Genomic DNA, 24,006 nt, shown 5'->3' on the forward strand with positions numbered 1-24,006 from the left:
GATGGTACTGCACGGGAGACTGTGTGGGAGAGTAGGACACCGCCGCAATCAACATGCTGAAAGGCCCCGGACAAATGTCCGGGGCCTTTCGCATTTCCGGTGGCCTTGGGAGGATGCCTTCATGGAGAGCGAGACGGCCTGGTGGGAGACGGTGGCGGCCGTACCGCCGTGGAATGCTCCCTGGCTCGGCCGCTTTCCGGGTCCTTTCGACAGCGACGAGTCGGCGGACGATCTCGCCCGTCTCGCTGAGGGACCTGATGCGCAGAGGGCGCTGACGGAAATGCTGACGGGCTTCGTCGCCGACGAGGGGCGCGTCTGTTCCGATGACGCCGACGGGCCGGTGGCGGCGGCGTGCCTGGTGGGTGTGCGCCGGTCCGGGGAGATCCTGGATGAAAGCGTGGCGCCCGTCCTGGAGGCCACGGCGTTCACCGTCACCGAGGAGCTGCGCGCGCTGGCCGCGGCCGTTCTCGACAAGGCGGTGCGGGCGGAGGACAACGAGTACCGCGAGTGGTGCGAGTCCGCGGAGGATCTGGCCGACTGGATGGGGCAGCTCGCCCTGTACCGCCGTTACCTCGCCTGACGGGCGGCAGGGTGGCGTGACGCGTCAGTGGCGGAGGACGCCCAGGCGGGCGAGGAGCTCGCGGAGGTAGTCCTCGAGGGCGAGGATGCGTTGCTCGTCGAGGGGGTGGTGGTCGTCTTCGGGGAGAAGGTCGACGACGCAGCGGATGTCCCAGTACGGGTTGTGCTCGTAGGAGCCGCGGACCTGTTCGAAGGCGGAGGCGAAACGGTCGGCGGCCTCGATGCCGTAGCGCAGGAGGAGGTTCCAGCGCATGTGGGCGATGTCGATGCCGATGGGGCCGTAGGAGGCCTTGTCCCAGTCGATGACGCCCTGGAGCCGGCCGTAGGCCCACAGGCTGTTGTCGGGGTGGTAGTCGCGGTGGATGAACCGCGGCGTGAACTCCGGCTGCGGCCCTGAGACGACGTCGAACGCCTTTTCCCAAAGGCCGGGGTTCTGGGCCAGGCGCGGCGGCTGCCGGACGTCCAGGCGGTTGTACGGGGTGTACGGGGGCATCGTGGAGGCTCCGCCGACCTCGTGGATCGACAGGAGGGCCGCGGCGAGCTGGATCAGGTACTCCGACAGGTCGTCGGGGGAGGGCCGCGGCGGGTGGCCGGGCAGCCGGGTGATCAGCAGCGCGGGGGCGTCGCAGCGGGCGCCCGAGGGGTCGGCGGCCATGAGCTGCGGGGTGGGGATCTCGCAGCCGGCCAGCAGGGCCAGCGCGGCGATCTCGCGTTCGGGCGGGAACTCGGGGTCCCAGGACGTCCAGCGGCGGAGCACGAACCGGTGCGGGGTGCCCGACCGGGTCTCGACGACGAGGGCGTGGTTGGTGTGGTCGGTTCCGCCGGTCAGCGGGCGGATCATCTTGACCGTGCTGCCCGCTCCCAGGCACTCCTGAACCCAGCGCAGGGTCGACTCGTCCGGCGGGTTGCCGAGCGGGAGGGCCCTGGCCGTCGCCAGTGGTGCCTTTGCGGTGCTCACGGGGTCCATGTAAACGGATTCCGAAGGGGATGAGGAGTGATTTTACGAAGACAGAACGTAACACTTTCCTGATCACGCACGTGGCCTTACGGTCGGACCCGCGAGGAGCCCACCGTAAGGCCACGTGGTGACTGTCGCTATTCCTTGCCGTCGCGGCGGGGGCGCAGGAGCGCCTCCGCCAGGGCGAGCATGGTCTCCTCCAGGGTCGCGAGGCGCTTGAGAACGTCCTCGTGGACCGCGGTGACCTTTTTGCCGACGTCCTCGGTGACGCCGTCGACGCGCTTGCCGAGCTCCGCCTGGACGTAGTCCGAGCGCTTGGCGACCTCCTCGTGCACCGCGTCGGTGCGCTTGGTGACCTCGTCGTGGACGGCGTCGGTGCGCTTGACGACCTCCTCGAAGACGCTCTCGACCCGCTTGGCGACGTCGTCGTGGATGACCTCGAACTTCTTCGAGATGTCCTCACGGACGTTGTCGAACTTGCGGGTGACGTCGTCGTGGGAGACGTCGATGCGCTTGGTCACGTCGTCGTGGACGGTCCCGACCTGCTTGCCGACGCTGTCGAGGGCGATCTCGAGCTGCCGGCCGACGCCCTCGAGGGCGCTGTCGACGCGCTTGGAGACGTCCTCCTGGATGCCGTCGAAGCGCTTCTTGACCTCCTCGGCGACGACCCGCGTGTTGTTGTCCATCTGCTTGACCAGGTCGCCGTGCGCCGACTCGACGATCTTGGACATCATGTCCTCGACCTCGCCCCGGTCCGGCCTGGTGCGCAGCTCGACGATCAGCGGATCGGTGACCGTGCTGACCTGACGCTCCAGGTCGTCGAACCGGTCGGAGTAGTCGGCCACCGGACGCGCGGCCAGCTCGGCCAGCTTCCGGTGCAGTTCACCGATCTCCAGTGCGGCGGGCAGCTGGGAGATGCGCTCGCCCAGGGAGTCGAAGCGGCTGTCGAAACCGTCGATCTTGCTGCCCAGGCCCTCGACCCGTCCGTCGAGGCCCTCGAGGCGCCCGCCGACCGCCTCCACACGGCCGCCCATGGCTTCGAGGCTCTGGTCGAACTTCTCGGCCATCTCGCCGAGTGACTGGTCGACGCGCTTGGTGACGTCACCGAGCAGGTGTTCCAGCTTCTCCGACTTGTGGCCCTGCTCGGCGAGCGACTTGTCCAGCCGGTTGAACCGGACGGACGCCGCCTCCATGCTGCCCTGCAGCTTGTCGAGCCGCTTGGCCATGTCCTCCATGCGCTGTGAGGCCGCCGCCGTGGCGTCCGCGATGTGCTGCGCGGAGTCCAGGACGCTCTGCAAGCGGGAGAGGCTCTCGTCGACGTTCTCGGCTACCACGCCGACGTCGGCCCAGAGCGCCGGCAGTTCGCTGACCGGCTTTACGCGCTCACCCACGGCCTCTATGTGCTCGGCCAGACCTTCGGCCCATTCCGGCGGCTTGCCGGTGAGCTCGTCCATCTGACCCCGTACGGTGTCCAGCTGGCCCGTCAAGCCGGTGAGCTCGCGCTCCCTGACCTCCCGCAGCAGCCATTCCATCCCTTCGAGCCGCTGCCGGATCTCGTCCAGGACCTGACCCTGTGAACGGGACTCGTACACATGGTCCTGCGCCGCACGGGCGAGCAACTCCCGCATCCGGTCCGAGACCGGTTGACCCCCTGTCTGCAGGAAGTTGTGATTCGTTTCCACCCGATGCTCCTGTCGTGTGCCGCCGTACCCCGCCAAGGCGAAAATTACCGAAGGGTTCGCGGCAGTGATGTGAAGCACTCACTTTAGTGCTTGATCGCGCATGCGATAAGTCGGAGAAGAAAATGCAACGGCTTTCGGTGAATAGCAGAAATCGCGGCTTGGGCGGTGCTTGCGGCGAGATGCCCGATCAGCCGTGCCGGTGGCGGCCCTCATAGGGGCCCCGTGTGACCCCGTTGTGCTGGGGGTTTGTCGCGAGAACCGGCACTTCGGGACCCTGGCAGTCGATGAGCCGGAACAGGCCCTGTTCGCTCACAAAGACGCCGCGGCAGAAGTCGCATTGAAAGATCATTATTTCGCCGAGCTGATGACTCGTCATTTCAGCGCGGCATTTCGGACAGAACAAGATCGCCTCTGTCATCGCCGACCCCCCGTCAGGCACCTATTTCACCCAGACTAGTAACACCAATGCCGGAATGGCGGCATCTTTTGTCGGATCGTTGACGGCGTGCCGTCAGACCTTGCCGCAGAGCAGGGCTACGGGAGAGTCGCCGACGCGGGTCAGAACGACCGTTCCGGTAAGGGTTCCCGTGGGTTTGAGGTCCTTGTGGAGCCGGTCGAGGTCGGCGGCGAAGCCGCGCTTCTTCAGCGTGAGGGTGCCGATGTCGTTCTCGCGCAGGAGCGCCTTCAGCCGTTTGACGGAGAACGGGAGGACGGTGCGGACCTCGTAGGCCGTCGCGTAGGGGGTCTCGACGAGCCGGTCGGAGGTCACGTAGGCGATGCGGGGGTCGGCCAGGTGGCCGTCGAGGAGGGCGGCGGCCTCGGCGACGAGATGGGCGCGGATCACGGCGCCGTCGGGCTCGTAGAGGTAGCGGGCCCAGGGGCCGACGGGGGCGTCGCCGAGGGAGGCGTCGGGCGTGAGGGTGTGGACATGGCCGTCGCGCAGGAGGGTGGCGCTGCGGACCGGGCCGGTGGCCAGGGCGCCGAACCAGAGGGCCGCCTCCTTCACCTCGCCGTGGTCGGAGATCCACTCGGTGCTCGCGCCGTCGGGGATGGCCTCGTAGGGGATGCCGGGGGCGACCTTGACGCAGGCCGCAGGGGCGCGGGCCGCGAGGGCGAGCAGGGAGTCGAGGGGCGGCTCGTAGGACCTGGGGTCGAAGACCCGGCCGCGGGCGGTGCGGCGGCCCGGATCGGCGAAGACGGCCTCGAACCCGGCCGGGTCCTGCTCCAGGGCGTCACCGACCCGGGCGGAGGCCAGGTTGCCCATCTGGAAGGCGGCGAGGTTGGCCTGGGCGACGGCGACCGTCAGCGGGTCGAGGTCGACGCCGACGCCGGCGATCCCGGCGCGCGCCCGGTGCAGCAGGTCGGCGCCGATGCCGCAGCACAGCTCGAGGACCGGCCCGAAGAAGCGCCCCGCCCGGTACTCGGCGACCGAAGCGCGGGTGGACTGCTCGAGACCGTGCGGGGTGAAGTACATGCGGAGGGCGTCCGGGCCGAACTTGGCCACCGCCCGGTGGCGGAGCCGGACCTGGGTGAGGGCCGCGGAGACCAGTGACGCAGAGTGGCGGGCGCGCAGCCGGGTCGCGGACGCCAGAAGGCCCTTCTCGGAGATGTCGGACTCCATCGCTGAGAGCAGAACGTCCTGTCCAGCCGGGGTCAGCAGCTCTTGGAACCCGTCGATCTCCATGCGAACCACCGTAGAGGCTCCGTGTCACAGAGCGTCCGGTTGACGGGCAGCAGGTCACGGCATAATCTCTGGCTGGCACTCTCCTAGTGTGAGTGCCAATGCGACGAGCCCGGTCTGGCACCCGCGACGACAGGCCGGTCGGAAGTCGCTTCCCTGACTGACACGTTATCTTCAAGATCACAATCGAAGGGGAGGTTCGACATGTCGACCGCCACCAAGGTTGTTCTCAAGCCGCTCGAGGACCGGATCGTGGTCCAGCCCCTCGAGGCCGAGACCACCACCGCCTCCGGCCTGGTCATCCCTGACACCGCCAAGGAGAAGCCGCAGGAGGGCACCGTCCTCGCCGTCGGTCCCGGCCGCGTAGACGACAAGGGCGCCCGCATTCCGCTGGACGTCTCTGTCGGCGACGTCGTCCTGTACTCCAAGTACGGCGGCACCGAGGTTCGCTACAGCGGCCAGGACTACCTCGTCCTGTCCGCCCGTGACGTCCTCGCGATCGTCGAGAAGTAAGAAGCTTCAGCCGGCCGTGATCTCTTCGCGGCCTTGAACTTCGCACCCGCCCCGGCGGCCCCTAGGGCGGCCGGGGCGTCGTGCTTGGAAGCACAACACAACGAGGAAGACTCTTCATGGCCAAGATCCTGGAGTTCGACGAGGATGCCCGCCGCGCCCTTGAGCGTGGCGTCAACGCGCTCGCCGACGCGGTAAAGGTGACGATCGGCCCGCGCGGCCGCAACGTCGTCATCGACAAGAAGTTCGGCGCCCCGACCATCACCAACGACGGTGTCACCATCGCGCGTGAGGTCGAGCTGGAGAACCCCTACGAGAACCTCGGGGCCCAGCTCGTCAAGGAGGTCGCCACCAAGACCAACGACGTCGCGGGTGACGGCACCACCACCGCGACCGTCCTGGCGCAGGCGCTGGTCCGCGAGGGCCTGCGCAACGTCGCCGCAGGGGCGTCGCCCCTGAGCCTCAAGCGCGGCATCGACATCGCCGCCAAGCACGTCTCCGACCTGCTGCTGAAGTCGGCGACCGAGGTCGACGACAAGAAGGCCATCGCCCACGTCGGCGCGATCTCCGCGCAGGACGGCAAGATCGGCGAGCTGATCGCCGAGGCCTTCGACAAGGTCGGCAAGGACGGTGTCATCACCGTCGAGGAGGCCCACACCTTCGGCATGGAGCTGGAGTTCACCGAGGGCCTGCAGTTCGACAAGGGCTACCTGTCGCCGCACATGGTGACCGACCCCGAGCGCATGGAGGCCGTCCTGGAGGACGCCTACGTGCTCGTCGTCGAGGGCAAGATCTCGAGCGTCAACGAGTTCCTGCCGCTGGCGGAGAAGGTCGCGCAGTCCAAGAAGGCGCTGCTCGTCATCGCCGAGGACGTGGAGGGCGAGGCCCTGGCCCTGCTCGTCGCGAACAAGATCCGCGGCACGTTCCTGTCCGTGGCCGTCAAGGCCCCGGGCTTCGGCGACCGCCGCAAGGCCATGCTGGGCGACATCGCCACGCTGACCGGCGGCCAGGTCGTCTCCGAGGCCATCGGCCTCAAGCTCGACTCGGTCGGCCTCGAGGTGCTGGGCCAGGCCCGGCGCATCACCGTCACCAAGGACGCCACCACCATCGTGGACGGCCTCGGCGACGCGCAGGGCATCTCCGACCGGGTCCGCCAGATCAAGGTCGAGATCGAGAACAGCGACTCCGACTGGGACCGCGAGAAGCTCCAGGAGCGCCTCGCCAAGCTCGCCGGCGGCGTGTGCGTGCTCCGCGTGGGCGCGGCCACCGAGGTCGAGCTCAAGGAGAAGAAGCACCGTCTCGAGGACGCGATCTCCGCGACCCGCGCCGCGATCGAGGAGGGCATCGTCTCCGGCGGTGGCTCCGCGCTCGCGCACGTGGCCAAGGAGGGCTTCGACTCCCTCGGCCTGACGGGCGACGAGGCCACCGGCGCCGAGGCGCTGCGCCGCTCGCTCGTCGAGCCGCTGCGCTGGATCGCCGAGAACGCGGGCCAGGAGGGCTACGTCGTCGTCGCCAAGGTGCAGGAGCTGCAGGCCGGCCACGGCTACAACGCGGCCTCCGGCGTCTACGGCGACCTCAAGGCCGAGGGCGTCATCGACCCGGTCAAGGTCACCCGCTCCGCCGTCACCAACGCCGCCTCCATCGCGGGCATGCTCCTCACCACCGAGGTGCTGGTCGTCGAGAAGCAGGAGGACGAGGCCCCCGCCGCCGGCGGCGGTCACGGCCACGGTCACGGCCACTGAGAAGTTCCGGAAAGCCCCCGCGGACGCTCGTCCGCGGGGGTTTTCTGTATGCGGAAGAGGGTTTCGTACGGCCTGTGCTCGCACTGTGACCATTCTGTTGTCGTCGACTGTGAAGACATCAACCACTGGGCTGGGCATAGTGCTCTACGTGACGGAGGCTGCGATCGTCGGGACCGAGGCCGTGCACGTGGTGGTGCCGCGGCCGTCCCGGAGCGAGGAAAGCGAGCCTGACCTGCGAGAGCTGGCGACTCTTGCGGTACAGGGGGATGCGGGGGCCACCGAGGTCCTCATCGGGCGCGTGCGTCCGATGGTGGTGCGGTACTGCAGGGCACGTCTGGGACGAGTGTCAGGCCAGTACCACGCCGCCGACGACGTGGCACAGGAGGTCTGCATAGCGGTGCTGTCGGCGCTGCCGCGCTACCGCGACATGGGACGGCCGTTCGCGTCGTTCGTGTTCGGCATCGCGGCGCACAAGATCGCGGACGCGCTGCGCAGCGCGATAAGGACGGCGGTTCCCACCGAGGACCTGCCGGACGGGCCGGACGAGCGTCCGGGCCCGGAGGAGACCGCGATCCGGTACCTGGAGGCCGAGCAGGCCCGTGACCTGCTCTACCGGCTGCCGGACCAGCAACGCGAACTCGTCCTGCTCCGGGTGGTCGCGGGGCTGTCGGCGGAGGAGACCGGTAATGTGCTCGGCATGACCGCGGGCGCCGTTCGGGTGGCGCAGCACCGGGCGCTGGCGCGCCTGCGTGCCATGGCGGTCGCGATGGAGGAGTCGGGACGTTGACGAGCGCCGGGGACAGCGAACCCGTCGATCTCGGCTCCCTGCGCGCCACTGACGCGCTGTTCGACCGGCTGGCGACCCGGCTGCCCGAGCCTCCAGAAGATCAGGACTCCGCGGTCCTGCTGCTGCGTTCCCTGCTGGACGACGTCGACGACGCCGCACCCGCGACCGGGGATCCGGCGGTGGACCCGCGCAAGCCGCGCCGGACCGGGGTCCGGACGGCGGTGGCCCTGGGCGTCGCCTCGGCGGTCCTGGCCACGACCGGTGTCGCTGCGGCGGGCGGGGGCTGGGCGGAACGCGACGAGCCCCGTCGTGCGGCCCCCCAGAGCTCCAGCTCGGCGAAGCCGGACCGCAAGAAGCCCAAGGCGGAGGCCGAGGCCCACATCACCCCGGCGAACCCGGCCCCGCCCCGGCCGGCCCGCCCGCCCGGAAGGCCCGCGCACCCCAAAGCCTCGCCGACCCCGAAGCCGGCCCCGGAGGAGACCTCCCACAGCCAGGTGGCCCGCACCCCGGAGGAGATCAGAAAGCTGATCGAACAGCGCCTGCACGACGGCACCTGGCGCTGAGGACTTCAACCCCGGCCGCACTCCCGCGCTCCCGCATCCGGCAGTGAGCTCAGCCACCCGCCTGGAGTCCCCGGCGGCCGACGCGCAGCGTTAAGAACGTCCTTCTTCGGAGTCGATGACGCCGTCGACGTAGCCGCGGGCGTAGTCCCAGGTGACGTAGTCGATGGGGTCGGGGCTGAGGGCCGGTTCGTGGACGCGGGGCTGGCCCTCGTCCAGGAGGTGGCGCAGGTTGCCGCGCAGCAGTTCCCAGTCGATGTAGTGGGTCTTGCCGCAGTCCTCGCAGTCGACGGTCAGGCCGCGGACGCCGAGGGGCTCCAGCAGGGTCCGGAAGACCTCCAGGTCGGCGAGGTCGGCCAGCACGTCTTCGCGCTCTGCCGCGCTCAGCGGGGCGATCTCTTCGAGATCGCCAAGGGCGGCGGCCGGGTCGTCCGGGTCGCCGGCGAAGGGGTCGAGCGGCGCTTCGTCGTGCACACACCCAAACTACTGCGGATATGGCACTGAGCCGCAACCGTCCACAGGATGGCTTTTCTCAAATGATCCAACACGGGAACGCGCAGGTCTCGAAGGTTGTTAGGCCTACGATGGGTTGAACACCAAGCGCCCCAGGAAGGTCGATCATGAATTCGGCAGTGGACTCGGACAAGTTCGCCCCGGTGGGCCTGACCTTCGACGACGTGCTGCTGCTGCCGGGCTATTCCGACATGCAGCCAGGTGACGCCGACACGACCACCCGGCTCTCCCGCGGGATCAAGCTGCGGATCCCGCTGCTCTCCAGCGCGATGGACACCGTCACCGAGGCGCGGATGGCGATCGCCATGGCCCGTCAGGGCGGCATCGGGGTGCTCCACCGCAACATGTCGATCGAGGACCAGGCCGCCGACGTCGACACCGTGAAGCGGTCCGAGGCGGGGATGATCACGAATCCGATCACCTGTTCGCCTTTCGCGACGCTCCGCGACGTCGAGGAACTGTGCGCGCGCTACCGGATCTCCGGGGTGCCGGTGACCGACGAGCGCGGTGTGCTCCTGGGCATCGTGACCAACCGCGACACCCGCTTCGAGAGCGATCCCGACCGGCCGGTCCGCGAGGTCATGACCCAGATGCCGCTGGTGACGGCGACCGAGGACGTCACGCGCGAGGAGGCCTTCGCCCTCCTGGCCAAGAACAAGATCGAGAAGCTGCCCCTGATCGACTCCGGCGGGCGGCTGCGCGGGCTGATCACCGTCAAGGACTTCACCAAGACCGAGCGCTACCCCGACGCCACGAAGGACCCGGAGGGCCGCCTGGTCGTGGCCGCCGCGGTAGGCGTCGGCGAGGACGCGGTCAAGCGGGCCCAGGCGCTCATCGAGGCCGGGGTCGACGCGATCATCGTGGACGTCGCCCAGGGTCACTCCAAGGGCGTCGCCGACACGATCGGCAAGATCAAGGCCAACTCCCGGGTCCAGGTCATCGGCGGCAACATCGCGACCTACGCGGGCGCCAAGATGCTGGTCGACGCCGGTGCCGACGGCGTGAAGGTCGGGGTCGGGCCCGGCTCGATCTGCACCACCCGCGTCGTGGCCGGGGTGGGCGTGCCGCAGATCACCGCGATCAACGAGGCGGCGCGCGCGTGCCGTGCGGCCGGGGTGCCGGTGATCGGCGACGGCGGCCTGCAGTACTCCGGCGACATCGGCAAGGCCATCGCGGCCGGCGCCGACACCGTCATGCTCGGCTCGCTGCTGGCGGGAGTCGACGAGTCCCCGGGCGAGCTGATCTTCGTGCACGGCAAGCAGTACAAGGCCTACCGCGGCATGGGCTCCCTCGGCGCGATGCGCAACCGCGAGCGCGGCGGCAAGTCCTACTCCAAGGACCGCTACGCCCAGGCCGACGTCGCCGCCGACAACCTGATCCCCGAGGGCATCGAGGGCCAGGTGCCCTACCGCGGCCCGCTGCGCTCCGTCGCCCACCAGCTCGTCGGCGGCCTCCACCAGTCGATGTGGTACACCGGCGCCAAGACCATCCCCGACCTGCAGGCAGGAGGCCGCCTGATGCAGATCACCTCGGCCGGTCTGAAGGAGAGCCACCCCCACGACATCCAGATGACCGTCGAAGCCCCCAACTACCAGGGCCGATAGCGGGGGTGGGCCTCGGCAGCCGCTAGAATCGGGTGTAATCAACTCCACTCGAAGGGCGTTACCGGTGGCTGCTGAGGTTGAGATCGGGCGTGGCAAGAGCGGCCGCAGGGCCTATGCGTTCGACGAGATCGGGATCGTGCCGTCCCGCCGGACGCGCGACCCCGAAGAGGTCAGCGTCGCCTGGCAGATCGACGCGTACCGCTTCGAGATCCCGCTGCTGGTCGCGCCGATGGACAGCGTGGTCAGCCCGGCCACCGCGATCGCGGTCGGGAACCTCGGCGGGCTCGGGGTCCTCGACCTCGAGGGCCTGTGGACCCGCTACGAGGACCCGGAGCCGCTGCTCGCGGAGATCGCCTCCCTGGACGACGCCCGGGCGACCCGGCGGCTCCAGGAGGTCTACGCCGAGCCGATCAAGGAAGAGCTGATCGGCAAGCGGATCGCCGAGATCCGCGACGCCGGCGTGACGGTGGCGGCCTCCCTGTCGCCGCAGCGCACGGCCAAGTACTACAAGTCCGTGGTGGACGCCGGTGTCGACCTGTTCGTCATCCGCGGCACCACGGTCTCGGCCGAGCACGTCTCCGGGCGGGCCGAGCCGCTGAACCTCAAGCAGTTCATCTACGACCTGGACGTGCCGGTGATCGTCGGCGGGTGCGCGACCTACCAGGCCGCCCTGCACCTGATGCGGACCGGCGCCGCGGGCGTGCTCGTCGGCTTCGGCGGCGGCTCGGCCCACACGACCAGCGGCGTCCTGGGCGTGGCGATCCCGATGGCCACGGCCGTCGCGGACGTCGCCGCGGCCCGCAAGGACTACCTGGACGAGTCCGGCGGCCGGTACGTCCACGTCATCGCCGACGGCGGCATGCGCCAGTCCGGCGACATCGCCAGGGCCGTCGCCTGCGGCGCCGACGCCGTCATGATCGGCTCGCCGGTCGCCCGCGCCACCGAGGCCCCCGGCCGGGGCTTCCACTGGGGCTCCGAGGCCCACCACGGCGACGTTCCGCGCGGGACCCGCCTGGACCTCGGCACCATCGGCTCCCTCGAGCAGATCCTCTACGGCCCCTCGCACGTGGCCGACGGCTCGATGAACCTGATCGGCGCCCTCAAGCGCGCGATGGCGACCTCCGGCTACACCGAGGTCAAGGACTTCCAGCGCGTCCAGGTCGTCGTCACGGGCTGATCCCTGCTTCCGAAAGCGGCCGGCGTCTCAGGGCGCCGGCCGCTTTCGCGTCTCAGGGCCGCAGTTCGTGGACCAGCGCCTCGGCCAAGTCGCGGGCGTGCCGGGTGCGGTCGGCCCTGCCGGTGTCCTGGCCGCCGCGCACGACGACGGCGAAGGCCAGGCCGCGATGGAAGACCAGGATCCGGGTGGCGTCCTCGTCCTCGCGCTGTTCGCCGGTGAAGCGGGCCGCGGCGAACCGGGTGGGGGCGGCCGTGGAGGAACCCTGTGCCGTCTTGACCACCTGCTGGTAGGGGCTCTGGGCCTCGGGCCGGGCCGCGCCGATGAGGATCACTCGCCGGGGCGGATCGCCGACGCGGCAGAGGCTGACGTTGCGGTCCTGGACCCGGTCGGTGGGGGTGCTGCCGGGTTCGCGGGCCGTGAGCCAGGCGCACAGGTCGGGCAGGGCGGGGGCGGGTGCGGAGACCTTGGAACGCGTGGGAGGCTCCGGCCAGCCCCACAGGTTGAGGACGGTCGTCGTCAGCGCCGCCAGTGTGCTGACCGCGAGGGCCGTGCCGGTCAGGACGGCGCGGTGGCGTTGTCTCATGAGCGGTCCCTGAGGTCGCGGACGGTGTCGGCGAGGATCCGGGTGGCGACGTCCCGGACCTGTGGTCCGCTCGCGGCCGGTCCGGCGGAGACTTTGATGTTCTGCCCTTCGACGTGCGCTCCGGCTCCCGCGTTGTGGCCCGTGAGGCCGTACAGGGACGTCCAGACGTAGGCGCGGCGGATCCCGGGGACCGGTCCGATCACATGGTCGCGATCGGCCTCGGCCCGGTCGAACCCGAAGTCGGCGGCCCCGCGGTCCGGGGTGATCACGAGGCGGACCGGGGTGCCGGAGCCGTCCGTCCACTCGCAGATGGGGCCGCCCGCCCACCTGTCGGCGGCGCCCGCGGCGACGCGCAGGGTGCAGGGCCGGACCTCGGGCGGAGTCCTGGCCCGGTCGACGATGAAGGCGATGTTCACGGCCGTGACGGCGGCCAGTGTTCCGGACAGCAGCGTGCGGTGCAGCGGGCGCATGGGCGATCCCGTTCGTGTGGGGCGAATACCGACGGAGCGGTCATCCCTTGGAGGTGGATCTTAGGGATGGCGGGGCCGGTCCGCCGGGGAACGGGAGGACCACCGGGCGTCGCGGGTGAGGATTCTTCTGAGGTTCACGGGGGTGGGACGTTGGGGACGGGGGTGGGCGGGGAAGGGACTACCCGTCAGTAGGAGCGACCCGGGGGTGGCCGGTGGCGGGGTTGGGCAGCTCTCGATTGGGGCCCGCGGAGCGGGTGGACGCGCTTGAGGCGATGGGGGCGGAGGAGTTCGACGTCGTCGTGGTGGGCGGCGGGATCGTCGGCGCGGGGGTGGCGCTGGACGCCGTCAGCCGGGGGCTCAAGGTGGCGCTGGTGGAGGCGCGGGACTTCGCCTCCGGGACGTCGTCGCGGTCGTCGAAGCTGATCCACGGCGGGCTGCGCTACCTGGAGCAGTACAACTTCGATCTCGTCAGGGAGGCGCTGACCGAGCGGGGGCTGCTGCTCCAGCGGATCGCCCCGCACCTGGTCAAGCCGGTGCCGTTCCTGTTCCCGATGACCCACCACGTGTGGGAGCGGGCCTATGTCGGGGCGGGCGTCGCCCTCTACGACGCCCTGTCGTTCTCCATGGGCGCCAAGCGCGGCGTGCCGAACCACCGGCACCTCACCCGCAGGCAGGCGCTGAAGGTGGCGCCCTCCCTGCGCAAAGCCGCCTTCACCGGCGCCGTCCAGTACTGGGACGCCCAGGTCGACGACGCCCGCTACGTGATGATGGTCCTCAGGACGGCCGCCGGATACGGCGCCAGGATCGCCTCCAGGACCCAGTGCGTGGGCTTCCTGCGCGAGGGCGAGCGCGTCACCGGGGTCCAGGTGCGCGATCTGGAGTCGGGGGACAGGCTCGAGATCCACGCCAAGCAGGTCGTCAACGCCACCGGGGTGTGGACCGACGACATCCAGGACCTGGTCGGCGGGCGCGGGCAGATCCATGTGAAGGCGTCCAAGGGCGTCCATCTCGTGGTGCCGCGCGACCGGATCCACAGCGCGTCGGGGATCATCCTGCGGACCGAGAAGTCGGTGCTGTTCGTGATCCCGTGGGGACGGCACTGGATCATCGGCACGACCGACACCACCTGGACGCTCGACAAGGCGCATCCCGCGGCGTCCAGCGCCGACATCCAGTACGTCCTCGACCATCTCAACGCCGTGCTGAACGTCCCGCTGACCCCGGACGACGTGGAGGGCGTCTACGCGGGTCTCAGGCCCCTGCTGAGCGGGGAGTCGGAGGAGACGTCGAAGCTGTCGCGCGAGCACGTCGTGGCCCACCCGGTGCCCGGCCTGGTCATGATCGCGGGCGGCAAGTACACGACCTACCGGGTGATGGCCAAGGACGCCGTCGACGCGGTGGCCCACGGCCTCGACGGGCGCATCGCCGCCTCCTGCACCGACCGGGTCGCGCTGGCCGGCGGCGAGGGCTTCGAGCCGCTGTGGAACTCCCGCTACCGGCTGGCCGCCCAGTCCAAGCTGCACGTCGCCCGGATCGAGCACCTGCTCCGGCGGTACGGCACCCTGATCGAGGACCTGCTGGAGCTGGTCGCCGGGCGTCCGGACCTGGGCAAGCCCCTGACGGGCGCCGACGACTACCTCAGGGCCGAGATCGTCTACGCGGCCACCCACGAGGGCGCCCGCCACCTCGACGACATCCTGTCCCGCCGCACCCGCATCTCCATCGAGATCTGGGACCGCGGCGTCGGCGTGGTCGAGGAGGCCGCCGCGCTCGCCGCGCCCGTCCTCGGCTGGTCGGTCGAGCAGACCCAGCGCGAGATCGAGTACTTCACCAAGCAGGTCGAGGCCGAACGCCTCTCCCAGCTCTCCCAGGACGACCAGGAGGCCGATGCCCGGCGCCGCGGAGCGCCGGACATAGTGCCCACCGCGTGATCAGGTGATGCCGACGATCGGGAGCCGGTAGGCGGCCGGTGCCGAGGCCGGGACCAGCGCGTTCTTGGGCATGGTGGGCTTGAGGCGGGTGTAGGCGGAGCCGAGCGCGGGCCGCTCATCGGCCTCGCCGTGGTTCGGCCAGAAGGACATGGCGCGTTCGGCCTGGGCGGTGATGGTCAGGGACGGGTTGACGCCGAGGTTCGCCGAGATGGTCGAGCCGTCGACGATGTGCAGTCCCTCGTGGCCGTAGAGGCGGTGGTAGGGGTCGATGACGCCCGTCTCGGGCGAGTCGCCGATCACGCAGCCGCCGAGGAAGTGCGCGGTCAGCGGGATGTCGAACAGGTCGCCCCAGCTTCCGCCGGGGATGCCGCCGGCCTCCTCGGCCATCATCCGGACGGCCTCGTGCCCCACCGGGATCCAGGTCGGGTTGGGCTCGCCGTGCCCGGGCTCGGCCTTGAGGTCCCAGCCGAACGGGCCCTTCTTGCCGCGCAGGGTGATGGAGTTGTCGCGGGTCTGCATCACCAGGGCGATGACGGTCCGCTGCGACCAGCCGCGCAGGTTCGGCAGCCGGACCAGGTCCCACGGCCGCTTCACCAGTTCGCCGAGGAACTTCACAGAGCGAGGGGCGCCGCCGCCGTCGATGAGGATCGTGCGGATGCCCCCCATGAGGTTCGAGCCGTGGCCGTAGCGGACCGGCTCGATGTGCGTGGACTCGTCCGGGTGGAAGGAGGACGTGATGGCGACGCCCTTGGAGTAGTCCTCGCCCTTCACCCGGAACCGCTCCGCGCCCAGGATCGCCTCGGAGTTGGTGCGGGTGAGGGAGCCGAGCCGGTCGGAGATGCCGGTCAAAGACTTGTTCTTCAGCTTGTGCAGCAGCTTCTGGGTGCCGTAGGTGCCCGCCGCGAACACGACCTGCCCCGCGGTCAGCGTCCGCCTGTGCCGCCCGAACGAGCCGGTGCGGACGATGCTCACCTCGTAGCCGCCGCCGGCGAGCGGCCGCACGTCCGTGACGCGCGACAGCGGAAGGATCTTCGCCCCCGCCCGTTCGGCCAGGTACAGGTAGTTCTCGGTGAGCATGTTCTTGGCGCCGTGACGGCAGCCGCTCATGCACTCGCCGCACTGCGTGCAGCCCTTGCGCTCGGGCCCCGCCCCGCCGAAGAACGGGTCGGGCTCGACCGAGCCGCCGTGCTTGCCGAAGAACACGCCGACCGGGGTGAGCCGGAAGGTGTCGCCCTTGCCCATCCGGTCGGCGACCTTCTTCATGACCTTGTCGGCGGCGGTCATCGCCGGGTTCTGCACGACGCCCAGCATCCGGGTGGCCTGGTCGTAGTACGGGGCCAGCTCGTCCTGCCAGTCGGTGATGTGCCCCCACTGCCGGTCCTCGAAGAAGGGCCTCGGCGGGACGTAGAGGGTGTTGGCGTAGTTCAGCGAACCGCCGCCGACCCCCGCCCCGGCCAGCACGGTGACCATGCTGCCCTTCTTGCCGCGCACGAGGTGGATGCGCTGGATGCCGGTGAGGCCGAGCGCGGGAGCCCACACGTAGCTGCGCAGCCGCCAGCTCGTCTTCGGCAGGGGACGGTCGCCCGTCCCCTCGCCCCGGGTGTCCCAGCGGCGTCCGGCCTCGATCACGCCGACCTTGTAGCCCTTCTCGGTCAGCCGGAGCGCGGTGACGGAGCCACCGAAGCCCGAGCCGACGACGAGCACGTCAAAGTCCACAGTGGCTCCTCAGACAGGGGTTGGGGGGTGCATGAGCCTTGCTACTTGAGCCGGAACCTCTTCATCGTCCTCAGCGAGGAGGTGAGGAGGTCGGCGTACTTGGCGTAGGCGATCTGCGGCGGGGCGTCCAGCTCCATGAACTGCTGGGACGCGATCGTCTGCACCTCGGTGTACTTGAGGAGGCCCTCCGAGCCGTGGCGCCTGCCGACGCCCGACTGCTTCATGCCGCCCATCGGGGCGTCGTGGGAGGCCATGGCCGAGCCGTAGCCCTCGTTGACGTTGACCGTCCCGGCCTGGATGCGGGCGGCGACCCTGCGGCCGCGCGCCACGTTCTTGGTCCACACCGACGCGTTGAGGCCGTAGCTGGTGTCGTTGGCCCGCTCGATCGCCTCCTCCTCGGAGGAGAACCTGTAGACGCTGACGACGGGGCCGAAGGTCTCTCCGGCGCACAGGTCCATGTCGGTGGTGACGTCGGTGAGGATGGTCGGCTCGTAGAACAGCGGGCCGAGGTCGGGCCGGGCCTTGCCGCCGGCGACGACCGTCGCGCCCTTCTCGACGGCCTGCTCCACATGGGTGGTGACCGTCTCGAGCTGGCGGGGGTAGGTCAGCGAGCCCATCTGCTCGTCGAAGGTCAGCGACGAGCCGAGCTTCATGGCCCTGGTCGCGGTGGCGAACTTCTCGACGAAGGCGTCGTAGACCTTCTCGTGCACGAACAGCCGCTCGATGGAGATGCAGAGCTGGCCGGCGTTGGAGAAGCAGGCCCGGATGGCGCCGCGGGCGGCCTTGTCCAGGTCGGCGTCCTCCAGGACGATCATCGGGTTCTTGCCGCCGAGCTCGAGGGAGTAGCCGATGAGGCGGGGAGCGGCCTTCTCGGCGATCAGGCGCCCGGCGCGGGTGGAGCCGGTGAAGGCGATGTAGTCGGCGTTGCCGATGAGGGTGTCGCCGATCTCGGCCGGGTCGCCCAGGACGACCTGCCACAGGTCGCGGGGGAGCCCGCACTCGATCATCAGGTCGACGCACCACAGCACGGACAGCGCCGTCTGGGTGTCGGGCTTGTGGACCACGCCGTTGCCCGCGATGAGGGCCGGGATGGTGTCGCCGACGCCCATGCTGATCGGGTAGTTCCACGGGGTGATCATCCCGACGACGCCCTTGGGCTGGCGGTGCTCGGAGGTCCTCGTGGCGATGGGGAAGGCGCCGGCGCGGCGCTTGGGGGCCAGCAGCTTGCCGGCCTTGCGCGCGTAGTAGAGCGGGCCGAGGGTGACGTCGAGGAACTCCTCGAACGCGTGGCGGCGGGCCTTGCCCGTCTCCCACTGGAGGATGTCGAGGATCTCGTCGCGGCGGGCGATGAACTCGTCGACGAACTTCAGGACCGGCCGGACGCGGTCGGCGACGGGCAGCGCGGCCCATGCCTTCTGCGCCTCACGGGCCTTGGCGTAGGCGAGCTCCACGTCCCCGGCCGACGACAGCGGGAGGGTGGCGAGCGGCTCGCCGGTGAACGGCGCGTTGATCGCGGTGCTGCCCCCGTCGGAGACCACGAGACCGGTGATCTTGCTGACGACAGCGTCGGAGAGGGCGCGGGTGGAAGCCGTCTGGGTTGCCATGTTCGTCAGCATATGACCACCCGGCCAGACTTGAATACCCACCAGTAGCTCATATGGCCACCCGGTCATTGTTAACTGGCTCACACAATGGACCGGTCCAGTTTGAAATATTCCGGAACGACCATGCCCGGGCGGTGTATCAGGAAAGGGGGGAGATTCTCAGGGAGGGGAGACGCACGTGGAGGGAGCGAAGATGAGGGTGGGAAGGCAGGAGAAACGGGTCCAGACGCGCAACGCGCTACTGGACGCGGCCCAGAGACTGTGGGCCGAGAGAGGCATTCACGGAGCCTCGCTGGACGACATCGCGGCCAGTGCCGGACTCACCAAGGGAGCGGTCTACTCCAACTTCACCGGCAAGACCGATCTGCTGCTCGCGCTGCTGGAGCGCTACACCACCAGCGGCGCCGAGCTGTGCGGCGGGCTGAACCAGCCCGACTGGGTCGAGTACGCCAAGGGCCTCGGCACCGACGAGTCCAGGCTGCTCGCCCAGCTCCTGGTCGAGTTCTGGCTCTACGGCATGCGCGACTACGCGGCCGGCTGGCGGGTCGCCGACTGGTACCAGTCCCAGCGCGACGGGCTGGCCGAGCGCTTCGACGGCGAGGAGGGCGCCGAGGGGGAGACGGACGGCGTCTCCCCGACCGACCGGGCCACCCTGGCGATGGCCATGGACCTCGGCCTCGCTCTGCAGCACCTCCTGGACCCCGAGCGGGTCCCTCCGGAGGTCTACGCGAGCGGGATGAGGATGGTCATGGGAGACCGGCACGCCGTCGCCTAGCCGGGACGCGGAAGGCCCGGCGCAGGCGGCGCCGGGCCTTCTCGTGCTCAGGGGGAGGTCACTCCCACTCGATGGTGCCGGGGGGCTTCGAGGTGATGTCGACCACGACCCGGTTGACCTCGCGGACCTCGTTGGTGATGCGGGTCGAGATCCGCTCCAGGAGCTCGTACGGCAGGCGCGACCAGTCGGCGGTCATCGCGTCCTCGGAGGAGACCGGGCGCAGCACGATCGGGTGCCCGTAGGTCCGGCCGTCGCCCTGGACGCCCACCGACCGCACGTCGGCCAGCAGGACGACCGGGAACTGCCAGACGTCGCGGTCGAGCCCGGCCCTGGTCAGCTCCTCGCGGGCGATCGCGTCGGCCTCGCGCAGCAGGTCGAGCCGCTCGCGGTCGACCGCGCCGATGATCCGGATGCCCAGCCCGGGGCCGGGGAACGGCTGGCGCCACACGATCTCGCCCGGCAGGCCGAGCTGCTCGCCGAGCGCCCGCACCTCGTCCTTGAACAGGGTGCGCAGCGGCTCGATCAGCTCGAACTGAAGATCGTCGGGCAGGCCGCCGACGTTGTGGTGCGACTTGATGTTGGCCGTGCCGGTGCCGCCGCCGGACTCCACCACGTCGGGGTAGAGGGTGCCCTGGACCAGGAACTCGACGTCGCCGTCGGCGGAGATCTCCCGCGCCGCGGCCTCGAAGACCCGGATGAACTCCCGGCCGATGATCTTGCGCTTCTCCTCGGGATCGGTGACGCCCGCCAGCGCGTCGAGGAAACGCTCCTCGGCGTCCACGACCTTGAGGTTGACGCCCGTGGCCGCGACGAAGTCCTTCTCGACCTGCTCGGACTCGCCCTTGCGCATCAGCCCGTGGTCGACGTAGACGCAGGTCAGCTTGTCGCCGATGGCGCGCTGCACCAGCGCGGCCGCGACCGCGGAGTCGACGCCCCCGGACAGGCCGCAGATCGCGCGACGGTCGCCGACCTGGGCGCGGACGGCCTCGATCGACTCCTCGGCGATGTTGACCATGGTCCAGTTCGGCCGGACGCCCGCGAGCTCGAGGAACCGGCGCATCAGCTTCTGGCCGTGCTCGGTGTGCAGCACCTCGGGGTGGAACTGGACGCCGTAGAAGCCCGCCTCGGGGTTCTCGAACGCCGCGATGGGGGTGACGTCGGTGGTGGCCGTCACGGTGAAGCCGGCCGGGGCCTGGCTGGCGTAGGTGCCGTGCGACATCCACACCTGCTGGTCGGCGGGCAGGCCCTCGAACAGGGAGCCGCCGGAGACCGTCAGGGGGGTGCGGCCGTACTCGGCCACGTCGGTGCGCTCGACCACGCCGCCGAGCGTCTGGGCCATCACCTGGAAGCCGTAGCAGATGCCGAACACCGGCACCCCGGCCTCGAACAGCCCCTCGGGCGCCGCGGGAGCGCCCGGCTCGTACACCGAGGCGGGACCGCCCGACAGGATGATCGCCTTGGGCCTCCTCGCCATCATCTCCGCGACCGGCATGGTCGACGGGACGATCTCGCTGAAGACCTGGCACTCGCGGACCCGCCGGGCGATCAGCTGCGCGTACTGCGCACCGAAGTCAACGACGAGAACAGTATCGAACGACTGTTCGCTCACGGATAGAACCCCTAAGAGGAAGACACGGAGTAGTCACCAGTCTAGGGGGCTCCTACGCTGAGTGAGCGCGCGTCGGGAGGGTGGGCCGTGACACCTGGAGAGGCCCAAAGGTTGCTCGTCTCCCGGTGATCTGTCACCTCGGTTGTGTAGATTCGTCTCTCGCCCCGGTTCGACCCCCTCGAGGAGCTCAGTCTTGAAGCGTGCAGTCAAGTACGCCGCCATCGGCTTGGCCGTCACGGCGGCGGCGTCGATTCCGCACGCGACCCGGCAGGAGGCCGTCGCGGCCGCGCCGGAGAAGCCGGAGAAGGTCTGCGCGGGCGAGGCCACCGACACCACCGGCGCGCGCGTCCGGGCCGGGTCGCACGCCACGGAGCCGAACGCCGCGGTCAGTCCCAAGACGGCGGCGGCGGTCGAGCAGGCCCTGAACCAGACGGCCAGGGTCAGCCAGTCGGGCAGGGCCAACGCGCTGCGCGCCGCGGTCGACGAGTGGATCAGCATCCCGGTCTGGTTCCACGTCCTCAAGGACGGCAAGAAGGGCGACGTGTCGAAGGCGATGCTGCAGAAGCAGCTCGACGTCCTCGACGCCACCTACCGCGGCAAGACCGGCGGGTACAACGCCCACGTCAACTTCTGGATCAAGGGCATCACCAGGACCAACAACAAGGCCTGGTTCACCAGCCCGCGCAAGTACGAGGCGGCCTACAAGAAGAAGCTGCACAAGGGCGGCAAGGGCACGCTGAACTTCTACACCGCCAACCTCGGCTCCGAGCTGCTCGGCTGGGCGACCTGGCCGTGGGACTACAAGAAGAAGCCGAAGCTCGACGGCGTCGTGGTCCACTACGGCAGCCTGCCCGGCAGCACGATCAAGAACTACAACCTGGGCTACTCCGGCACCCACGAGACCGGCCACTGGCTCGGGCTCTACCACACGTTCGGCCGCAACTACCCGTCCCAGGACGGCTGCGAGGCCGGTGACCGCGTCACCGACACCCCCGACGAGTCGGAGCCCGCCAGCGGCTGCCCGCTCATCGCGCCCGACACCTGCGACGCCCCGGGCACCGACCCGATCCACAACTTCATGGACTACTCCTACGACACCTGCATGACGCAGTTCACCGCGGGCCAGTCGACCCGCCTGCACAACACCTGGAAGCACTACCGCGCTCCGTAGGCGACGGTCAGCGGGCGGCGTAGGCGGCCCTCAGCTCGGTCTGGTCGCGCTCGGGGAGCATCCGGACGGCCTCGCGGAAGGTGACGCCCGACACCTCGCCGATCCTGGCGCGAACCCACGCGCGCACCCAGGCGGGGTCGCGCTTGGCGAGTTCGCGCAGGACCCAGCCGAGGGCCTTGCGGATGAAGAACTCCCTCTCGCCGATCAGCAGGTCGCCGTAGGCCGTCAGGCGGTCCAGATCGGGATCTCCGTCGCGGACGCCCGGGAGCAGGGCCAGCAGCGACGTGCGCCGGATCCAGAAGTTCTCGTCGCGCACCCAGGAATCCAGCGGGGACCGGTCGTCGCGGAGCAGCTCACCGACGATCTTCACGGCGATCGTGTCGACGTAGGCCCAGGTACGGGAGTCCCTGATGAGCCCCTCGGCGACCGCGAGGTCCTCGAAGCGCAGCAGCCCCACATGCCGGACCAGGGTCTCGATCGCCGCCATCCGCAGCTCGTGGATCCCCGGCGGCCACAGCTCGGCGGCGAGCGCGAGCGCCTCCTCACGGCCCAGCCCCGCGACCGCCACCCGGGTGATCTTCCGGATCTCGGGCACCGGCACCCCGAGGTGCTCCAGCTCGCTCTTCAGATAGGCCTTCTCGCCGACGGCCCGCTCGGGCGACGCCACGATCCGCAGCTCGCCCTCGATCCGATCGGCGATCTCCTCGACGCTCATGCCCGTAGTGTGGCCCGCCGCTCTGACAGAAGCTCCTCGAACAGGCCCTCCCAGCGCCGGGCGATCGCGCCGGGCCCGTAGGCGCGGGCGGCCTCGACGGCGGCGTCCCCCAGCCGGACGCGCAGCGCCCGGTCCTCGATCAGCCGGCACAGGGTCCCGGCCATCGCCTCGACGTCCCGCGGCGGGACCAGCAGCCCGTCGCGCCCGTGGGTGACGATGTCGGCGGGCCCGTGCGGGCAGTCGAAGCTCGCCACGGCCAGGCCCTGGCTCATGGCCTCGAGCAGCACCATCCCGAACCCCTCGGCGCGGGAGCTCAGCGCGAAGACCGACGCCTTGGCGTACTCGCGGTCCAGGGTCGTGGTCTGGCCCATCAGATGGACGTGGTTGTAGAGGTGCCGCTTGTTGATCTGCCTGCGGAGGGCGGGTCCCTGGTCGTAGCCGCCGCCGTAGATCCGCAGCCGCCAGCCGGGATGCCGGAGCGCGACCTGCTCGAAGGAGCGGATCAGCAGGTCGAAGCCCTTGAACCGGCGGAACCCCCCGGCCGCGACCACGATCCTGCTGTCGGGGTCGGCGCGGGGGACGTCCAGGGTGGGCAGCGGGTTGGGCATCAGGACGATCCTGGTGCCGGGCAGGGCCTCGGTGTAGGCGGCGGCGTCGTGGGCGGTCAGCGCGGCCACGAGGTCGAGCCGGTGGTAGTCGGCGAGGATCGCGGCGGTGACGTCGGGCCGGTGGCCGTGCAGGTTCCAGTGCTCCTGCCCGACCCGCACCGCGGCGCGGGAGCCGTACCGCGCCGACAGCAGGTTGAGGGCGGGACGGGTGGTGACGAGCACGTCGCGGTCGAAGGAGGCCATGTAGTCGGCGACGATCCGCTCGGTGCCGCGGGTGTAGACCGCCGAGCCGGTCTCCCCGGCGGGGATCTCGCTGCCCGGGGCCGGGTCGGGCGGGACGGCCCCCTTGCGGGCGTCGACCAGCCGGTGCAGCGGCACGTCCGGGCTGAGGGGGAGCTGGTGGCGCTCCCGCCGCCGGAAGACGCCCATGATCTCCACATCGTGCCCGGCCGCCGCGAGCTGGCCCGCCTGGGTGAACACCGTGCGGATCGTGCCGCCGATGCCCTCGGCGCAGTGCAGCATGTAGGTGATCCTCACCGGGCCCTCCGGCAGCGCAGCGCGAGATGGTCGCCGTCGGTGAAGACCGGCTTGACCCGGACGCCGCGGGCCTTCTGCGCCGGGTAGACGTAGACCTCGGCCTTCTTCGGGACGTCGTCGAGATGGCGGCCCAGCCGCAGCTCGGCCGCGGGAGAGCCCGCCGCGAGAGGAACGAGGTACATCTCCCACTCGGGCCAGGGGCGGGGCCGGGCGAACGCGGAGACGGGGAACGTCGTGGAGAACAGGGTGCCCTCGACGACGGCGGGGAAGCGGCGGAGGCGGGGGCCGCGCAGCACGCGGGCGGCGGCCCGGTGCAGGAGCGAGCGGCTCGGCGGGGCCGTGCAGCGCAGTTCCAGCAGCCGGCCGCCGGGCGCGGCGTCGATCAGGGAGCCGTCCAGGCGGACCCTGCCCTCACGGGGCCAGACCTCTTCGATTTCGGCGTGTGCCATGACCAGGAGTTTCGCCGCAAGGCCGCGGCCGGGGGCCGGGTTTGC

General features: G+C 70.2%; 23 protein-coding genes. 10 read left to right on the top strand and 13 right to left on the bottom strand.

Annotation, left to right across the window (positions count from 1 at the left end; genetic code table 11):
- Positions 1-121: 121 nt before the first annotated feature.
- Positions 122-580 carry a DUF4259 domain-containing protein gene (locus ABD785_RS27785; RefSeq protein ID WP_344833994.1) on the top strand — a complete coding sequence of 153 codons (459 nt, stop codon included), beginning with the start codon at positions 122-124 and terminating at the stop codon, positions 578-580.
- Between the two features lie 24 nt (positions 581-604).
- On the opposite strand, the gene ABD785_RS27790 is transcribed toward ABD785_RS27785, so the two are convergent.
- From ABD785_RS27790 to ABD785_RS27800, 4 genes are all read right to left on the bottom strand, one after another.
- Positions 605-1,546 carry a phosphotransferase family protein gene (locus tag ABD785_RS27790; protein WP_344833997.1) on the bottom strand — a complete coding sequence of 314 codons (942 nt, stop codon included), beginning with the start codon at positions 1,544-1,546 and terminating at the stop codon, positions 605-607.
- Positions 1,547-1,674: 128 nt separating this feature from the next.
- The gene (locus tag ABD785_RS27795; RefSeq protein WP_344834000.1) at positions 1,675-3,165 is read right to left on the bottom strand and encodes a hypothetical protein; all 1,491 of its coding nucleotides are present in this window, start codon (positions 3,163-3,165) and stop codon (positions 1,675-1,677) included.
- 241 nt (positions 3,166-3,406) lie between these two features.
- Entirely contained in the window at positions 3,407-3,637 is a 231-nt protein-coding gene (locus tag ABD785_RS41395) for a TFIIB-type zinc ribbon-containing protein (RefSeq protein WP_425547826.1), read from the bottom strand.
- A 93-nt stretch (positions 3,638-3,730) separates the two neighbouring features.
- Positions 3,731-4,903, bottom strand: coding sequence for a class I SAM-dependent methyltransferase (locus ABD785_RS27800; protein WP_344834003.1), 1,173 nt, complete (start codon positions 4,901-4,903; stop codon positions 3,731-3,733).
- 201 nt (positions 4,904-5,104) lie between these two features.
- On the opposite strand from ABD785_RS27800, the gene groES reads away from it, so the two are divergent.
- From groES to ABD785_RS27820, 4 genes are all read left to right on the top strand, one after another.
- Entirely contained in the window at positions 5,105-5,413 is a 309-nt protein-coding gene (groES, locus tag ABD785_RS27805) for a co-chaperone GroES (RefSeq protein ID WP_344834006.1), read from the top strand.
- Between the two features lie 116 nt (positions 5,414-5,529).
- Complete coding sequence (groL, locus tag ABD785_RS27810) at positions 5,530-7,152, top strand: chaperonin GroEL (RefSeq protein WP_344834009.1); 1,623 nt, start codon at positions 5,530-5,532, stop codon at positions 7,150-7,152.
- A 190-nt stretch (positions 7,153-7,342) separates the two neighbouring features.
- Positions 7,343-7,939: a sigma-70 family RNA polymerase sigma factor gene (locus tag ABD785_RS27815; protein WP_425547829.1), complete on the top strand. Its 597-nt coding sequence runs from the start codon at positions 7,343-7,345 to the stop codon at positions 7,937-7,939.
- Complete coding sequence (locus ABD785_RS27820; protein ID WP_344834012.1) at positions 7,936-8,502, top strand: hypothetical protein; 567 nt, start codon at positions 7,936-7,938, stop codon at positions 8,500-8,502. The genes ABD785_RS27815 and ABD785_RS27820 overlap by 4 nt, the downstream gene beginning before the upstream one ends.
- 90 nt (positions 8,503-8,592) lie before the next feature.
- Here ABD785_RS27820 and ABD785_RS27825 read toward each other — a convergent pair whose 3' ends face one another.
- Positions 8,593-8,973, bottom strand: a complete 381-nt coding sequence (locus ABD785_RS27825; RefSeq protein ID WP_344834014.1) for a DUF5319 domain-containing protein — start codon at positions 8,971-8,973, stop codon at positions 8,593-8,595.
- Positions 8,974-9,119: 146 nt separating this feature from the next.
- Between ABD785_RS27825 and guaB the strand changes: the two genes are divergently transcribed.
- Positions 9,120-10,616: an IMP dehydrogenase gene (gene guaB, locus ABD785_RS27830; protein ID WP_344834016.1), complete on the top strand. Its 1,497-nt coding sequence runs from the start codon at positions 9,120-9,122 to the stop codon at positions 10,614-10,616.
- Positions 10,617-10,680: 64 nt separating this feature from the next.
- Entirely contained in the window at positions 10,681-11,793 is a 1,113-nt protein-coding gene (locus ABD785_RS27835) for a GuaB3 family IMP dehydrogenase-related protein (protein ID WP_344834019.1), read from the top strand.
- Between the two features lie 52 nt (positions 11,794-11,845).
- Here ABD785_RS27835 and ABD785_RS27840 read toward each other — a convergent pair whose 3' ends face one another.
- Together ABD785_RS27840 and ABD785_RS27845 are read right to left on the bottom strand one after the other, a co-directional pair.
- The gene (locus ABD785_RS27840; RefSeq protein WP_344834021.1) at positions 11,846-12,376 is read right to left on the bottom strand and encodes a hypothetical protein; all 531 of its coding nucleotides are present in this window, start codon (positions 12,374-12,376) and stop codon (positions 11,846-11,848) included.
- The gene (locus tag ABD785_RS27845; protein ID WP_344834023.1) at positions 12,373-12,846 is read right to left on the bottom strand and encodes a hypothetical protein; all 474 of its coding nucleotides are present in this window, start codon (positions 12,844-12,846) and stop codon (positions 12,373-12,375) included. The genes ABD785_RS27840 and ABD785_RS27845 overlap by 4 nt, the downstream gene beginning before the upstream one ends.
- Before the next feature lie 272 nt (positions 12,847-13,118).
- On the opposite strand from ABD785_RS27845, the gene glpD reads away from it, so the two are divergent.
- Entirely contained in the window at positions 13,119-14,777 is a 1,659-nt protein-coding gene (gene glpD / locus ABD785_RS27850) for a glycerol-3-phosphate dehydrogenase (RefSeq protein WP_344834333.1), read from the top strand.
- On the opposite strand, the gene ABD785_RS27855 is transcribed toward glpD, so the two are convergent.
- Complete coding sequence (locus tag ABD785_RS27855) at positions 14,778-16,493, bottom strand: GMC oxidoreductase (RefSeq protein WP_344834025.1); 1,716 nt, start codon at positions 16,491-16,493, stop codon at positions 14,778-14,780.
- 41 nt (positions 16,494-16,534) lie between these two features.
- On the bottom strand, positions 16,535-18,097 hold the full coding sequence (locus ABD785_RS27860; protein WP_344834027.1) for a succinic semialdehyde dehydrogenase: 1,563 nt from the start codon (positions 18,095-18,097) through the stop codon (positions 16,535-16,537).
- Between the two features lie 193 nt (positions 18,098-18,290).
- On the opposite strand from ABD785_RS27860, the gene ABD785_RS27865 reads away from it, so the two are divergent.
- Complete coding sequence (locus ABD785_RS27865; RefSeq protein ID WP_344834030.1) at positions 18,291-18,872, top strand: TetR/AcrR family transcriptional regulator; 582 nt, start codon at positions 18,291-18,293, stop codon at positions 18,870-18,872.
- A 58-nt stretch (positions 18,873-18,930) separates the two neighbouring features.
- Here the strand turns inward: ABD785_RS27865 and guaA are convergent, their stop codons facing one another.
- The gene (gene guaA / locus ABD785_RS27870; RefSeq protein ID WP_344834033.1) at positions 18,931-20,481 is read right to left on the bottom strand and encodes a glutamine-hydrolyzing GMP synthase; all 1,551 of its coding nucleotides are present in this window, start codon (positions 20,479-20,481) and stop codon (positions 18,931-18,933) included.
- 193 nt (positions 20,482-20,674) lie between these two features.
- On the opposite strand from guaA, the gene ABD785_RS27875 reads away from it, so the two are divergent.
- Positions 20,675-21,652 (top strand): zinc metalloprotease, encoded by a 978-nt coding sequence (locus tag ABD785_RS27875; RefSeq protein WP_344834036.1) that lies wholly within the window; start codon positions 20,675-20,677, stop codon positions 21,650-21,652.
- A gap of 7 nt (positions 21,653-21,659) precedes the next feature.
- Here the strand turns inward: ABD785_RS27875 and ABD785_RS27880 are convergent, their stop codons facing one another.
- Genes ABD785_RS27880 through ABD785_RS27890 form a run of 3 tightly spaced genes read right to left on the bottom strand, consistent with a single transcriptional unit; the run spans position 21,660 to position 23,961 of the window.
- Entirely contained in the window at positions 21,660-22,367 is a 708-nt protein-coding gene (locus tag ABD785_RS27880; protein ID WP_344834039.1) for a DNA alkylation repair protein, read from the bottom strand.
- The gene (locus ABD785_RS27885; RefSeq protein ID WP_344834042.1) at positions 22,364-23,512 is read right to left on the bottom strand and encodes a glycosyltransferase; all 1,149 of its coding nucleotides are present in this window, start codon (positions 23,510-23,512) and stop codon (positions 22,364-22,366) included. The genes ABD785_RS27880 and ABD785_RS27885 overlap by 4 nt, the downstream gene beginning before the upstream one ends.
- On the bottom strand, positions 23,509-23,961 hold the full coding sequence (locus ABD785_RS27890) for a hypothetical protein (protein WP_344834046.1): 453 nt from the start codon (positions 23,959-23,961) through the stop codon (positions 23,509-23,511). The genes ABD785_RS27885 and ABD785_RS27890 overlap by 4 nt, the downstream gene beginning before the upstream one ends.
- Positions 23,962-24,006: the final 45 nt, after the last annotated feature.

It is taken from the genome of Actinocorallia longicatena (assembly GCF_039534125.1).
Taxonomy (GTDB): Bacteria; Actinomycetota; Actinomycetes; order Streptosporangiales; family Streptosporangiaceae; genus Actinocorallia; species Actinocorallia longicatena.